General features: G+C 56.3%; 15 protein-coding genes. 9 read left to right on the top strand and 6 right to left on the bottom strand.

All coding sequences use genetic code 11. The annotated features are described in order from the left end of the window. The first annotated feature begins 1 nt into the window (after position 1). The 6 genes from Q1A43_RS15350 (at position 2) to ribD (ending at position 3,424) form a co-directional block, all read left to right on the top strand. A complete protein-coding gene (locus Q1A43_RS15350) occupies positions 2 to 280 on the top strand; it encodes an HlyU family transcriptional regulator (protein WP_299928957.1) in 279 nt (92 codons plus the stop codon). 63 nt (positions 281 to 343) lie between these two features. Further along, positions 344 to 763 (top strand): DUF3592 domain-containing protein, encoded by a 420-nt coding sequence (locus Q1A43_RS15345; RefSeq protein ID WP_299936598.1) that lies wholly within the window; start codon positions 344 to 346, stop codon positions 761 to 763. Positions 764 to 958: 195 nt separating this feature from the next. Continuing rightward, the gene (locus tag Q1A43_RS15340) at positions 959 to 1,156 is read left to right on the top strand and encodes a hypothetical protein (protein WP_299936595.1); all 198 of its coding nucleotides are present in this window, start codon (positions 959 to 961) and stop codon (positions 1,154 to 1,156) included. A 58-nt stretch (positions 1,157 to 1,214) separates the two neighbouring features. After that, positions 1,215 to 1,625 carry a secondary thiamine-phosphate synthase enzyme YjbQ gene (locus tag Q1A43_RS15335; RefSeq protein ID WP_299936592.1) on the top strand — a complete coding sequence of 137 codons (411 nt, stop codon included), beginning with the start codon at positions 1,215 to 1,217 and terminating at the stop codon, positions 1,623 to 1,625. Between the two features lie 231 nt (positions 1,626 to 1,856). After that, positions 1,857 to 2,324 carry a transcriptional regulator NrdR gene (nrdR, locus tag Q1A43_RS15330; RefSeq protein WP_299928946.1) on the top strand — a complete coding sequence of 156 codons (468 nt, stop codon included), beginning with the start codon at positions 1,857 to 1,859 and terminating at the stop codon, positions 2,322 to 2,324. Further along, positions 2,321 to 3,424 (top strand): bifunctional diaminohydroxyphosphoribosylaminopyrimidine deaminase/5-amino-6-(5-phosphoribosylamino)uracil reductase RibD, encoded by a 1,104-nt coding sequence (ribD, locus tag Q1A43_RS15325; RefSeq protein ID WP_299936589.1) that lies wholly within the window; start codon positions 2,321 to 2,323, stop codon positions 3,422 to 3,424. Before nrdR ends, ribD begins: the two co-directional genes overlap by 4 nt. Positions 3,425 to 3,551: 127 nt before the next feature. On the opposite strand, the gene Q1A43_RS15320 is transcribed toward ribD, so the two are convergent. The 3 genes from Q1A43_RS15320 to Q1A43_RS15310 all read right to left on the bottom strand — a co-directional run bounded on the left by Q1A43_RS15320 (position 3,552) and on the right by Q1A43_RS15310 (position 8,131). Beyond that, positions 3,552 to 5,582 (bottom strand): capsular polysaccharide biosynthesis protein, encoded by a 2,031-nt coding sequence (locus Q1A43_RS15320; protein ID WP_299936586.1) that lies wholly within the window; start codon positions 5,580 to 5,582, stop codon positions 3,552 to 3,554. A gap of 11 nt (positions 5,583 to 5,593) precedes the next feature. Further along, positions 5,594 to 6,715, bottom strand: a complete 1,122-nt coding sequence (locus Q1A43_RS15315) for a polysaccharide biosynthesis/export family protein (protein ID WP_299928939.1) — start codon at positions 6,713 to 6,715, stop codon at positions 5,594 to 5,596. A gap of 123 nt (positions 6,716 to 6,838) precedes the next feature. Beyond that, on the bottom strand, positions 6,839 to 8,131 hold the full coding sequence (locus tag Q1A43_RS15310) for a capsular biosynthesis protein (RefSeq protein ID WP_299928937.1): 1,293 nt from the start codon (positions 8,129 to 8,131) through the stop codon (positions 6,839 to 6,841). Positions 8,132 to 8,243: 112 nt separating this feature from the next. Here Q1A43_RS15310 and Q1A43_RS15305 point away from each other — a divergent pair, with 112 nt between their 5' ends. Further along, positions 8,244 to 8,831, top strand: a complete 588-nt coding sequence (locus Q1A43_RS15305) for a riboflavin synthase (RefSeq protein ID WP_299936583.1) — start codon at positions 8,244 to 8,246, stop codon at positions 8,829 to 8,831. Positions 8,832 to 8,919: 88 nt separating this feature from the next. Here the strand turns inward: Q1A43_RS15305 and Q1A43_RS15300 are convergent, their stop codons facing one another. The 3 genes from Q1A43_RS15300 to Q1A43_RS15290 all read right to left on the bottom strand — a co-directional run bounded on the left by Q1A43_RS15300 (position 8,920) and on the right by Q1A43_RS15290 (position 10,807). Continuing rightward, a complete protein-coding gene (locus Q1A43_RS15300; protein WP_299936580.1) occupies positions 8,920 to 9,981 on the bottom strand; it encodes a YeeE/YedE family protein in 1,062 nt (353 codons plus the stop codon). Between the two features lie 89 nt (positions 9,982 to 10,070). Further along, on the bottom strand, positions 10,071 to 10,409 hold the full coding sequence (locus Q1A43_RS15295; RefSeq protein ID WP_299928930.1) for a metalloregulator ArsR/SmtB family transcription factor: 339 nt from the start codon (positions 10,407 to 10,409) through the stop codon (positions 10,071 to 10,073). Positions 10,410 to 10,423: 14 nt separating this feature from the next. After that, positions 10,424 to 10,807, bottom strand: a complete 384-nt coding sequence (locus Q1A43_RS15290) for a thioredoxin family protein (protein WP_299936578.1) — start codon at positions 10,805 to 10,807, stop codon at positions 10,424 to 10,426. Positions 10,808 to 10,878: 71 nt separating this feature from the next. Between Q1A43_RS15290 and Q1A43_RS15285 the strand changes: the two genes are divergently transcribed. Beyond that, positions 10,879 to 11,607: a cytochrome c biogenesis protein CcdA gene (locus tag Q1A43_RS15285; protein ID WP_299928924.1), complete on the top strand. Its 729-nt coding sequence runs from the start codon at positions 10,879 to 10,881 to the stop codon at positions 11,605 to 11,607. A gap of 28 nt (positions 11,608 to 11,635) precedes the next feature. Further along, positions 11,636 to 12,211, top strand: a complete 576-nt coding sequence (locus tag Q1A43_RS15280) for a thioredoxin family protein (RefSeq protein ID WP_299928921.1) — start codon at positions 11,636 to 11,638, stop codon at positions 12,209 to 12,211. The last annotated feature ends 78 nt before the right edge of the window (positions 12,212 to 12,289 follow it).

Raw genomic sequence — 12,289 nt, 5'->3', positions numbered from 1 at the left:
CATGTCTTGGTTGTCAAAGATTTTCGGCGGCGGCGCATCTTCGGATGCTGCCGCCGAAGTTATTGAATACAATGGGTTTCGCATTACCCCGACTCCGGTAAACGAAGGCGGCCAATACCGCATCGGAGCCCGGATAGAACGTGAAGTGGATGGTGAGATCAAAACCCACGATCTGATCCGCGCGGATATGATCCGTGATTTTGACGAATGCAAAGACGCCTCTATCCGCAAAGCCAAGCAAATGATTGACCAAATGGGTGATCGGCTGTTTAGCGGATGACCCTATAGGTTTCAGAAACGCGTCGTTCATGCGGCGCGATGTGCAACGGGATAGGTGGCTGACATGAAACGTCTGGGTTGGCTGCTTGCCGGACTGTGTTTGCTCTCGGTTCCAATCGTTGTTCTGGGCGTTTGGCTTTGGGATTGGCCATCGTCCTGGCTTGGTGGGCCTATTCTGGCTCTTGGATCGCTCAAAATCACCTCGGCCTTAAACGTGATGGTGAAATGGACGCAAATCCCTGCACGTGTCACGTCTTCTGAACGCCAGCGGTCAAGTGGGAACATTAAACTTGGGTTCGTCTATGTCGTCTCAGGCGTTGAGTATAAAGGCGAATGCCCGGGCCGGTTGTCGATCAATACGGGGGACACCGTGTCGGTGTTCGTGAACCCGATTGATCCGACGGAGTACAAAACCCGTCTCTTAACAGACGCCATTCTCGGCACGTTTATTGCCATTATCGGTTTGGTCCAACTGATCTGGTGACACGGTAATCACTGGTTCTTTAATGACGTAGTTGGGCCTTGCCTCTCACTCCCTTCCGTTGTCCAAGGTCGTTGGATCTCACAAGCGGGACACAAGCACATCACCGATAGTTGAGCGCACATCACCTCTGCGCGTGCGCGCATTGCGTATGGCGCTGCGGCTCCCATCTCTAGGATACAAACCCGGAGCCTTCCAATGAAACATATTCTCCTCCTCGGCCTTTTAGCCACCGCCCCCTTCGCGGCACAAGCGCACCACGGCCCTGACCTTACAATCGCGCAGCTACAAGGTGGTACCGCCGTGTCGATTGCCATTAGCCAGCCCCATTTTGCACCAGCGTTGAGCCAAGCTACAACAGCGTCGCAGGCGACTGTTGTTGCTGGCGGAAGCTAAGGCTTGCGTCGCCTAGCGTAGCAAGCCAGTTTGGCGCGCAAAATTAAGGAGCGCGCCAATGCAAACCCGTTTTACGGTCACCACTCACGGACCAGGCCTTTACGAGTTCACCGATCAGGTGGCGGCTTGGATTACGGGAACGGGTTTGCTTACCCTCTTTGTTCGGCACACCTCTGCGAGCCTGTTGATTCAGGAAAATGCCGACCCAGAAGTTCAGACCGACCTTCAGAACTTCTTTCACCGTTTGGTCCCCCCAACTACAAATCCGTCAATGTCCTATCTGACCCACACCTATGAGGGGCCAGATGACATGCCTGCCCATATTAAAGCTGCGATGATGCCAGTGTCGTTAAGCATTCCTGTGACACAGGGCCAAATGGCCCTTGGAACGTGGCAAGGGATTTACCTATTCGAGCATCGCAATGCAGCGCATCACCGCGAAATCATTGCGCATCTTGCGCTAGAGTAACGGCAGCTTCTGGGTCTGGGTTCGTCTATCTTTGCTTCATCTAGCGGCTGCATTTCCCCTCTACCCAAATTGTGGCGGCTGGCCTATAGTGGCTGTGGATAAGTGGGGATAAACCCTACAGCCAAAGCGCGGTGTAGCAATTTCGCGGCTTTTTCGGCCGGGCGCGCGACATAAAAATACAAAGGGGGTGCAAAGCGCCCCGAGGCAGAGAAGAAAACGAGGGGGACGGCCATGCGCTGCCCATTTTGTGGAAATATAGACACCCAGGTTAAAGATTCCCGGCCTGCTGAGGATCATGTTTCGATCCGTCGGCGCCGGTTTTGCCCCGCATGTGGCGGGCGATTTACCACCTATGAACGTGTGCAACTACGCGATCTAGTGGTGATCAAATCCAACGGACGTCGCGAAGATTTTGATCGCGACAAGTTGGAACGTTCAATCCGTATCGCGCTACAAAAGCGTCCGCTTGAACCGGATCGCATTGATCAAATGATCTCGGGTATTGTGCGACGGCTTGAAAGCATGGGTGAAACCGACATTGCATCGACCCAAATTGGCGAGATTGTGATGGAAACACTGGCGCGGATCGACACCGTAGCCTATGTACGTTTCGCCAGTGTTTACAAGAACTTCCAAGCCGCAGACGATTTTGACAAATTTGTCAGCGAGCTGCGACCAGAGGTTCCAGACACCAAGTGAGCGACCAAGATCAGCGCCACATGGCCCATGCCTTAGGCTTGGGCCGTCGCGGGATGGGCAAGTGTTGGCCCAACCCGGCGGTGGGCTGTGTGATCGTCAAGGACGGTCGCGTCGTTGGGCGCGGCTGGACCCAAGAAGGCGGGCGACCACATGCGGAACCCCAAGCGCTTGCTATGGCGGGGGATGCGGCGCAAGGGGCGACCGCCTATGTGACGCTGGAACCCTGTTCCCACCATGGAAAAACGCCACCCTGTTGTGACGCTTTGATTGCGGCGGGCATTTCCCGAGTTGTCGCGGCTGTGTTCGATAGTGACCCGAGGGTGAGCGGTCAAGGGTTTGAAAAACTTCGCAAACACGGTGTTCAAGTCACAACTGGTGTCTTGGCGCATCAGGCGTTGCATGATCATTCCGGTTTCTTCTTGAGGGTTGAGCAAGGGCGTCCGTGGGTGACGTTGAAACTCGCTCTAAGTTTGGACGGACGTATCGCAACCGCTACCGGCGAAAGCCAGTGGATCACAGGCCCTGCGGCGCGTCGGGCTGTACATGCCTTGCGCGCGACGCATGATGCGGTGATGGTCGGTGGGGGGACGGCTCGCGCCGACAATCCGGCATTGACGGTTCGGGGGATGGGGGACGTCCGTCAGCCGGTGCGCGTGGTCGTATCCCGCAATCTTGACGTGCCGTTGCTTTCCGAGTTGGCCCAAACGGCGACAAAGGTTCCTGTGTGGCTCTGTCATGGTCCCGATATCCGTCCTGAGTTGAAATCGGCTTGGGAAGGGATCGGAGCCAAGCTTCTGCCGTGCCACCTTGGAGGTGGCCGGGTTGATCCAAGGTCGGTTTTGCAATCGCTTGGTGCGGCGGGTTTGACGCGGGTTTTTTGTGAGGGCGGCGGGCAGTTAGCGGCGTCTCTTCTCGCACAGGACCTCGTCGATGAGCTTCAAGTTTTTTCTGCAGGTCTTGCATTGGGGGCCGAAGGCCAGCCCGGATTGGGCGCTTTGGGCGTTGATCGACTCGCCGACGCACCACGTTTTGACCTTGTGGATGTCACGGTGGATGGAGCGGATGTGAGACACATTTGGCGCCGCAGTGCAGCAAGCTAAAAAGATGTATATTTCCGTAGGGTTAACTTGCTTTGTTTGAGCGAAGTTACTGGGTTATGATACCCTGTGGAAAACTCAGAAAATAGTTGCAGCGCCGGGGTATAGCCGCAGAAGCTTTAATAAAACCTTAACGGCGCCAAAGATGCGCCTGACTGGCGAGGGCCCCTTGTAGCTTGGACAAGCTCCGGTTGAAGGGCCCCGGCGACGGAAGGTTTCCGGTTTCGAGGCGTTCGAGAACGGTTTCAATCGGGCAGGGGAGCTTTCGGATCGGGTCATAATAGCGCGGATAGTCAACTAGAACGGCGTACATGAGTGCGTTTAAGTCAGGACGTGGGCCTTGCAAGCGTCGGGCCGGAACCCGCCCTAGATCCCGCGTAAGTCCCCAACCTGCATAAAAGGGTGCCCCAAAGGTTGTGACGCGACAGCTGCGGATTAATGCCTCAAAGCCGGTCAGAGACGTCATGGTCCAAACCTCATCGACCTGTTTCAACACCTCGGAAATATTACAGTTTTCCAACGTCATATCAGCCCACTCTTCAGGAGCCTCGACATGACCTTTACGTAGACCTGCCACAACATCGGGATGGGGCTTCCACAAGACGACAGCGTCGGGATTGGCATCTCTCGTTTTGCGCAAAAGCTCGGTGTTGCTCTGCAAATCCGGACTGCCTCTTAGGATCGACGCATCGTCTTCAACTTGACCGGGTACCAGAATACGGTGACCGGGGGAGAATGTGGGTAACTCACCGGAGAGATTGTATTTGGACAAATTTGAGCGCAATAACCGGTCTCGGATGCGTTCAATACGTTCGATTTGGTCCGGCCTTAATCCCTTGGCAACCCTTTGAACCATGTCCTCAAGCCGCGATGGGGCAGTTGGATCATAGTAAATTCCTAGGTCATCCAGAACGAGTGACAGCGGAGGCGTCAATTCGGCCCCTAGGCCGCGTGATCGCACAAACCCGTCTTCGACCCGGACAACATCGCCCTGAGCTTTCCCAGCCCAAGCCATCCGGCGGCGACCGGTTTTTCCCGATATGTTGCGGACCTTTGTAGGCGTGTCTTCATAGCAAACAGGGTGATGAGAGCCAAAAAACGCCTGCAGGGGCGCGCGTTTCCAAAGGCGCATTCCGCTTGCGACCCAGCCTTTGCTATCTTCAGTCCACGCCCGAAGCTGGGCTTCCATCGCCCCAAGTGCGTCTTCAAACGAACCCGTTTGACCGGAATAGGGATCAAACCAGCGCGGATACAGGATCATCGCGGCGGCAAACATTTGGGCGCGTGACAACGGACGACGGCGGCGGGCAAATACATCTTCGTCGTCCGTAAGCCCCCAACCCGCATAAAACGGGCCGCCGAAAACACGCGGTTTGTGCCCGGCGAGGATTGCCTCAAACCCCATTTGCGAACTCAGGGTGTAAACTTTGGTCGCGCCCTCCAAAAGTCGCCAAGGCGAAATCGGCGCGTCAAAAAACTCAATATTCCCGGTGGCGTCTTCGCTTCGGTAATGACCGGCGCGATACCCGGCTGCGGTTTCGGGGTGGGTTTTGATGACGATGCGGGCGCGGGGATTTTCCTCTTGTGCCACAAAGAGCATTTCCAAAAAACGACTGCGATCCCCTTTGCTGGCGCGGACTGCGGCGTCGTTTTGAGTTTGGTCAACAACCAGCACATAGCCGGGGTCGGGGGCAGAGATATCTGGGTCGCAGGCGCTGTATTTGGACACTTGCGCCTCTTGCATGCGCGCCATGCCCGCCCGTGCACGCGCCATGAGCGCCCCGTCATCCAAAGGGTGGGTTTTAAGCAGGGTTTCGAGATCGGATGGAGCGGCGGGATCAAAGTGAAGCCCCGTTTCGTCGATCATCAATCCAATCGGCGGCTCGCCAGCGCGGCCGGGATGAAGCGAGCGTAAAAACGCATCTTCGATCCGAACAATTGGTGCATTGTATTTGGCGGCAATGGCTTCGCCACGATGGGACGTCGGGGATTGCCCCCAAACCCCTACAAGATCACCAGCTTTTGGAAGACCCAATGACAGGCGATACCCAGCGCCGTGCAACAACAAGCGAACGCGTTTCTGAGTAAAAAAGCCGCCGTTATACACATAAAGACGCCGGGAAGTCTCCTCCCCGGCGTTGTGATCCTGATATTGAGACAAGGGCGTCAGCCTCAGCCACCCAGACCCAAGAGGGAATCTGTGGTGGAGGTCAGTGTTCCTACCGCGCCAAGCGAGCCGGATAGGGCTGCGATCAGCTTGTTCCACTGGGTCCAAGGGGCCTCTGTCACATACAACGTGTCTTGGTCGCGAACGACGAAATCGCGCGCCATGAACATACCGTTTGGCTCGGTCAGGTTGAGAACATAGACCATGCGCTGTGCTCCGACCAAATCATCACGGCCAAGAACTTGATTGGCGATCTCAGCCGGTTCGTTGCGGAAGATAAATACACCGGTCGGATCCGCGCCTGTGGCCAAGAGACCGCCAACCTGCGCAATCGCTTCGACTGCGCTTAGGCTGTGGCTTTCAAACGGCACACGGGCCTGAGAGCCGGTTGCGCCAAGGGCGGTAAAGGCACGGGTGTCTTCCTCGACGAGGATGCGGTCACCGCCGCGAAGTGCGATGTCGACTTCGGGATTGCGGTAGAGGTCCTGGAACCAAATCTTGCCAGTTTCGCCGCCACGTAGAACCGTGACTTGCGCGATTTCAGGCTCGATTGTCACACCACCGGCGCGGGCCAACATGGCCGCGAGGGTGCGGGTTGGACGTTCGATGGCGTAAACGCCTTGGCCGCCAACGGCCCCGACAAGGCTAACGGTCGATCCGTCGCCGGCCACGCGGCGCACCTCGACCTGTGGATCAGGTGTTTGATCTTCCAGCTTGCGGGTGATGATCTGACGAATGCGTTCGGGGGTGTTTCCAGCGGCTTTGATCCGGCCCGCATAGGGCACAAAGATAAAGCCAGAACCGTCAACCTGAACCTCTTCGAGGATGGTGGAATTCGCAGCCTCGGGGGCCAACAATCCGTCATCGACGTTTTCCCAGATCGTCAAACCTAGCGTGTCACCTGGGCGGATGGTGTCCGACCCGAGGGTGCTGGCGTTCTGGAAGCTTTCGGAAAAGCCAAGCGCGGGAACAACGGCGGTTGTGCGCGTCACGCGGTCATTGATGGCAACGATAAAGGCGTCGCCTTCGCGTTGAACGGACCCGGCGTAGATTTCTCTTTTGTTGGGGCCCAAACGGGGGAGGCCGCAAGATGCCAGAATCGACACCGCGGCCAGTAGGGCGACCATACGCGCCCACCTGGTAGTGGAGTGTTTCACTGCTCGGTCTCCTCGACCTATATGTCTGCCTCAGTTTTTTTTAGTAACGTACCGGGTTTGAATAAAAAACGCCAGTACTAGGGGTTGTGCCGCCTAATGCACCACCCGCAACTGTTGCCTCGGAGCCGCGGTGCCGCGAACAAGCGCCTGATAAGGATCATCAGAGGAGAGCATCATATCGACCACTTGGCGAAGCAGTTGCCGCCGCCCGCGGGCCGAATAAAAGCCGCCGGGAACCTGCGATGTTTCAAGCAGGTAGCGACGGTAATCTTTGAAGGCGCGGTTGTCCGGGCGCGTCGGCATGGAAAAGAATTCGTCCAACGGCTGTTCTGAGACAAATTCCGGTTTGGCATAGACCGCCGCGCCAAAAACCTTGAGCGGAATGCCGCGCCAAAGCACCTGTTGCCCGGCGGTAGAATTCACAGTGACCGCGCTTCGCGCGTCGTTCAAAAGCTGCGCAAGCTTGCCGCCGCGCACATAATGGACGCGATCCGCGACATTGTATTTTTGTGCTAGCTTACGCACGGCGCGGCGCATGTTGACCCGACCATCTTCGAGCGGATGGGCCTTGAAAACCAAGTGATGGTGGCCGGGAGCCCCTTTGGCAAATCCGGCCATCACCTCTTCGAGGAAGTCCGGCATGGTGGCAAAGGGAGAATGTTTTTGAAAGCTGCTATCATGTTCAAGCTGCATCAGCGCCAGATGATAGGGAAACCCACCCAAGCGAATGCGCGCGGTCGATACCAACCGGTCAATCCAAGTGGCTGGCATCAAAAGCAAGCGGCGCAGGTACAACCCAAATTCCTGAACAACGGTAAGCGAGCGATGCGGGCGAAAATTCCGGTAGTCACCGTTTCGAAACATCACAAACCAATGATAAAGCGCGCCATAAAACATGTGCTGACGCATGTCGCCCCAATGCCCGGGGGGGAGGGGGGCCTCCATATCCGATAGGGCCAGTGCCTTTTGCATGTCCTCGACTGAGGTTTGCATCAGGGTCGAATGCCCGTTCGAACCACCGCGTTCATAGGTTACCCAATAGGGGCGCATGTAGCCTTCTTCAAAGACATGGATGCCAAGCCCGCGCCCTTGGGCAATCTCCACGGCTTTGGCATGAATCCCGCGTACATCGCCATAAAGCACAATGTCGGTGACGTGCTTTTCGTCGAGTAACTCGGTGAACCGTTCTGGCCAGTCGTCCTGACATCCACGAAACGGGATGTAGCTTGTGGAATGGAACCAAAAGGCACGATCGCCGGCATTAAACCCCACCCGCCAGACATCTGCCCCCGTCTTGCGCAGCATCGCGCCAAGGCGGTGAAAGAAGGGTCCATGTGGGCCCTGTAGAAACAGGAAGACCCGTTTTTGGCCGGTTGCGTTGCTCATGATGGCGTTTTATGTCCTTGTCCTAACGAAATCTTTAACCTCTGAACCCGGCGAAAATAAGGCCACATCGCGCCGCAGCCCAGAGGAGCCGCCACATGCGAAAGGACGCGAGATGTTCACAGGTATTATCACCGATCAGGGCCGTATCGTCGAGCTTGAGCAACGCGGCGATCTTCGGGCGCGGATTGCAACCTCCTATGACACCAATTCAATTGATATCGGTGCGTCGATTGCCTGTGACGGTGTGTGCCTGACGGTTGTGGCTTTGGGGGATGATTGGTTCGACATGGAGATCAGCGCCGAGACCGTATCAAAGACCAATTTGGCCGATTGGACGGTGGATCGCGTTATCAACCTAGAACGTGCGCTCAAAGTCGGTGATGAGCTTGGTGGGCATATCGTGTCTGGCCACGTGGATGGTGTGGCAAAGCTTGTTGATATGCGCGTCGAAGGCGATAGCACGCGGCTCACCTTTGACGCGCCACGCGAGTTGGCCCGTTTTATCGCGCCCAAAGGCTCCGTTGCGTTGAATGGCACGTCGCTTACGGTCAATGAGGTCGATGACACGCGTTTCGGGATCAACATCATCCCACATACCCAAAAGGTCACCACTTGGGGCAACGCCAAGGTTGGCGATACAATCAACCTCGAGATCGACACGCTGGCCCGCTATGTCGCGCGCCTTGGCGAAATGAGCTGATCCGGGCTTCTTCTTTCCCAAAATATCCCGGGGAGTCCCGAGCGTGCTCGGGACGGGGCAGCGCCCCATCCGCGCGCAAGGCAATCCCCTATTCGGCAGGTTGAAACCCGACGATCAGCTGGTGTAACCCAATGGCCGCCCCTGCAAAAATCGCCAAGAAGGTGACCGGGGCCGACAAAGCCAAAACCGAAAACGCCGAAAGCCCTTGGCCGACGGAACATCCCAACGCCAGAACTGCGCCAGCACCCATAAGGCCCGCGCCAAAAATCTGGCGCTTTAACTCGCGCGGGTCTTCGCAGGCTTCCCAGCGGAAATGCCCCTTGATCATTGAGCCGACAAAGGCCCCGACCCAGATACCGGCAACTGAGCCGACCGCGAATGACAAGGGGCGCACCGAACCGGTCATGAACCACAGGATGCTTTCCCCCATTGGGGCCGCAAAGCTGTGTGATACAATTGGCAAAGCTTCAAATCCGCTTTCGGCGACCCAAGCGGTTCCTGCCCAGCCACTGACAATGGCGAACCCAACCACAAAGGCCCAGACAACTTGCGCGGGCTTATCCCAAATATCCTTGGACAACAGCGACCCAAGCAGGATGGCAGCCCCCATTGTGCCCCCTATCAAGGGCACGGAGATGCCGGTCAGCTTTGCGAGGTGATGAGCAATGCCGGGTGGAATATCGGTCGATGTAACATCGATTTGAGGGAAAACAGCGTTGCGCATCGGGGCCAGAGGTCCAGACAGAACCACATAGGTCGACACCCCCATGACCAGCACAATCACAAAGCTGCGCAAATCGCCTCCGCCCAATCGGGCGACGGCCCCGTATCCGCAATTTCCCGACAGGGCCATGCCATAGCCAAATACCAAGCCACCGATCACCGAGGCCATCGGCATCCAGCGGATTGACAAATAGTAGCTGCTGGCTCCGTCCAGATAGCCGGTTCCGATCAAAGTAAAGCTGCCGAGAATGGCAAACCCAATGGCCACGCCCCACATGCGCATGCGCACCATGGACCCGCCATAAAGCGCATCTTCGATGGCCCCAAGGGTGCAAAAACGGCCCAATCGGGCCGCAAGACCCAACAAGATGCCTCCGAATAGGCCAATCAAGGCCACCATCTGATGGTCAGACAAGATATCACGCATGCAAAGGCCCTCCTCCGACCGTCGCCAGCTTACTTGCTTTCAACTGTGACAAGGTTGCGCCGAGGCGGCCCTAAAATCAATCGCCGAAATCAATCGTCTTCGGCGCAGAACAGCTCGTAGACGCATTCCAGCATTTTGCGCGGGCGGTCATCGGCTAGCCTGTAAAAGATCGCTTTGCCCTCGCGGCGGGGCACAACAAGCCCCTCAAGACGTAGGCGAGACAACTGTTGGGACACGGCCGCCTGACGGGCCGACAGGAGGTCTTCGAGCTCGGTCACCGACTTTTCGCCAGACACCAAATGGCACAGGATCATCAATCGGCCTTCGTGACTAATCGCCTTAAGGAAAGCCGACGCTGTGGTGGCTTTGTCGACGATGCGGTCCAGCTCGTCATCACTTAGGTCATCAGAAAGTACGGGAAGGGCCATGGGTCAGATCAGTCTCAGTTGGTCGCCGGTTGGAACGCGGTGTGGTCCTGTAACAGTTTTGCCAAGATTGGCCAAAAGAAATCCTCTCCCGGATATCCTTCGATGCGCGCAACCTCGTTGTTGCCTTCTAGCAGAATAAAAGTGGGGGTAAAGTTCACCCTTCGTGCATATTTAATACCATCGGGTGGCCCGACATGCAGATCGGCGCGCATCAGGGGCGCAAATTTGCCCTCGGCGGTGTTGGGATAAGCCGGACCAATCTCATCATCCCACGCGGCGCAATAGGCGCACCCGGGTTGATCGACCATCACAAGACGGATGTCTTGATCTGTGTCCTTGGCCAAAGCCAGTCCAGCGCTGGCGATTAATGCCAGCATCGCATATGCAAATTGTCTCACCTTGGATCACCAATTGACCATTCGTTATCGAACAACATAATCTGAATATGTGAATTGATCAAGGAGCACCCATGTTCGACATCAGTTATGCCGGGGCTTTGCTTGCCGGGTTGGGTGCGTTCTTTACCCCGTGCATTTTGCCTATGGTGCCTTTTTACCTGTCCTATATGGCCGGGTTGTCGATGAGCGAGCTTCGTGACGAAGGCGGGATTGCGCCGGGGGCGCAGCGGCGCTTGATCCTCTCTGCCATTATGTTCGCCCTTGGGGTCACAACGATCTTTATGTTGCTCGGGCTTGGGGCGACTGCACTTGGTCAGGCCTTTGCCGATTGGAAAGACGCTCTGTCCTATGTGGCGGCGGCGATTATCTTTGCTTTTGGGCTGCATTTTCTTGGGGTTATCAAGATCGGCTTTCTCTATCGCGAGGCGCGCATGGAAAGCAAAGCCGACCCGTCGACGGTTTTCGGGGCCTATGTCATGGGCTTGGCGTTTGGCTTTGGCTGGACGGCCTGTGTGGGGCCTATTTTGGCGACGATCCTTGCGATTGCCTCGGGGATGGGGGAGCTCTGGCACGGTGCGCTTTTGCTGGCGGTCTTTGGGATCGGTATGACCGCGCCCTTTGTTGTGGCGGCCGTTTTTGCCCAGCCGTTCCTGCGTTGGCTGCAAAAACACCGTTCAAAAATGGTCCATGTTGAAAAAGCTATGGGCGTCATGCTGATTATATTTGCGATCCTGATTGCAACCGATACGGTGGGTTGGATCGCCGAACTCATGTTAAAGGCCTATCCGAACTGGGTCTGAGCCAAAGCGAGACTGGGAGGAATTTGAAATGCGACATTGGATTTTGGCGGCGGTGGCCGCGCTGATGGCTGTACCTGCGATAGCGGAAATGGGCGACGACGGGCTACACAAGCAGCCGTGGATGCGCGACACGTTCAAAGACCTGCGCGAAGACCTTGATGAAGCCAATGCTGAGGGCAAGCGTTTGGTGCTGTTCTTTGAACAGCGTGGGTGCATCTATTGCGCCAAAATGCACGAAGAGGTTTTCTCGGATCAGGGCATCTCTGACTACATCGCCGAAAACTATTTCGTGGTGCAGATGAACCTCTATGGCGATGTCGAAGTCGTCGACTTTGACGGGGATTCGCGCAGCGAAAAAGACATGGCCCGCAAATGGCGTGTGATGTTCACACCCAACATCGTTTTTCTACCTGAAGAGGTGCCAGAGGGCGTAAATGCCATGGATGCGGCGGTTGCAGTGATGCCGGGTGCCTTTGGCAAAGGCACGACAAAAGATATGTTTACTTGGGTCGCGGAAAAGCATTATGCACTTGAAAACGGTGAAGATTTCCAGCGTTACCATGCGCGGATGATCCAAGAACGCAGCAACGGAAGTTTCGACTGATAGCGCCTTGCCTGCGACAAGAAATTCACGTTTGCGAATTTGTTGTTGCGTTGAGCGGGGCCTGTGCCCTACGGTATA

It is taken from the genome of uncultured Pelagimonas sp. (assembly GCF_947498515.1).
Classification (GTDB): Bacteria; Pseudomonadota; Alphaproteobacteria; order Rhodobacterales; family Rhodobacteraceae; genus Pelagimonas.
This window is presented reverse-complemented; position numbering and strand designations above follow the sequence as displayed.

Bases quoted from the DNA above. Each gene is read 5' to 3' on its own strand.
- Q1A43_RS15350 (WP_299928957.1), top strand. From the start codon at position 2: ATGTCTTGGTTGTCAAAGATTTTCGGCGGCGGCGCATCTTCGGATGCT.
- Q1A43_RS15345 (WP_299936598.1), top strand. From the start codon at position 344: ATGAAACGTCTGGGTTGGCTGCTTGCCGGACTGTGTTTGCTCTCGGTT.
- Q1A43_RS15340 (WP_299936595.1), top strand. From the start codon at position 959: ATGAAACATATTCTCCTCCTCGGCCTTTTAGCCACCGCCCCCTTCGCG.
- Q1A43_RS15335 (WP_299936592.1), top strand. From the start codon at position 1,215: ATGCAAACCCGTTTTACGGTCACCACTCACGGACCAGGCCTTTACGAG.
- nrdR (WP_299928946.1), top strand. From the start codon at position 1,857: ATGCGCTGCCCATTTTGTGGAAATATAGACACCCAGGTTAAAGATTCC.
- Q1A43_RS15315 (WP_299928939.1), bottom strand. From the start codon at position 6,715: ATGGTCGCCCTACTGGCCGCGGTGTCGATTCTGGCATCTTGCGGCCTC.
- Q1A43_RS15310 (WP_299928937.1), bottom strand. From the start codon at position 8,131: ATGAGCAACGCAACCGGCCAAAAACGGGTCTTCCTGTTTCTACAGGGC.
- Q1A43_RS15305 (WP_299936583.1), top strand. From the start codon at position 8,244: ATGTTCACAGGTATTATCACCGATCAGGGCCGTATCGTCGAGCTTGAG.
- Q1A43_RS15300 (WP_299936580.1), bottom strand. From the start codon at position 9,981: ATGCGTGATATCTTGTCTGACCATCAGATGGTGGCCTTGATTGGCCTA.
- Q1A43_RS15295 (WP_299928930.1), bottom strand. From the start codon at position 10,409: ATGGCCCTTCCCGTACTTTCTGATGACCTAAGTGATGACGAGCTGGAC.
- Q1A43_RS15285 (WP_299928924.1), top strand. From the start codon at position 10,879: ATGTTCGACATCAGTTATGCCGGGGCTTTGCTTGCCGGGTTGGGTGCG.
- Q1A43_RS15280 (WP_299928921.1), top strand. From the start codon at position 11,636: ATGCGACATTGGATTTTGGCGGCGGTGGCCGCGCTGATGGCTGTACCT.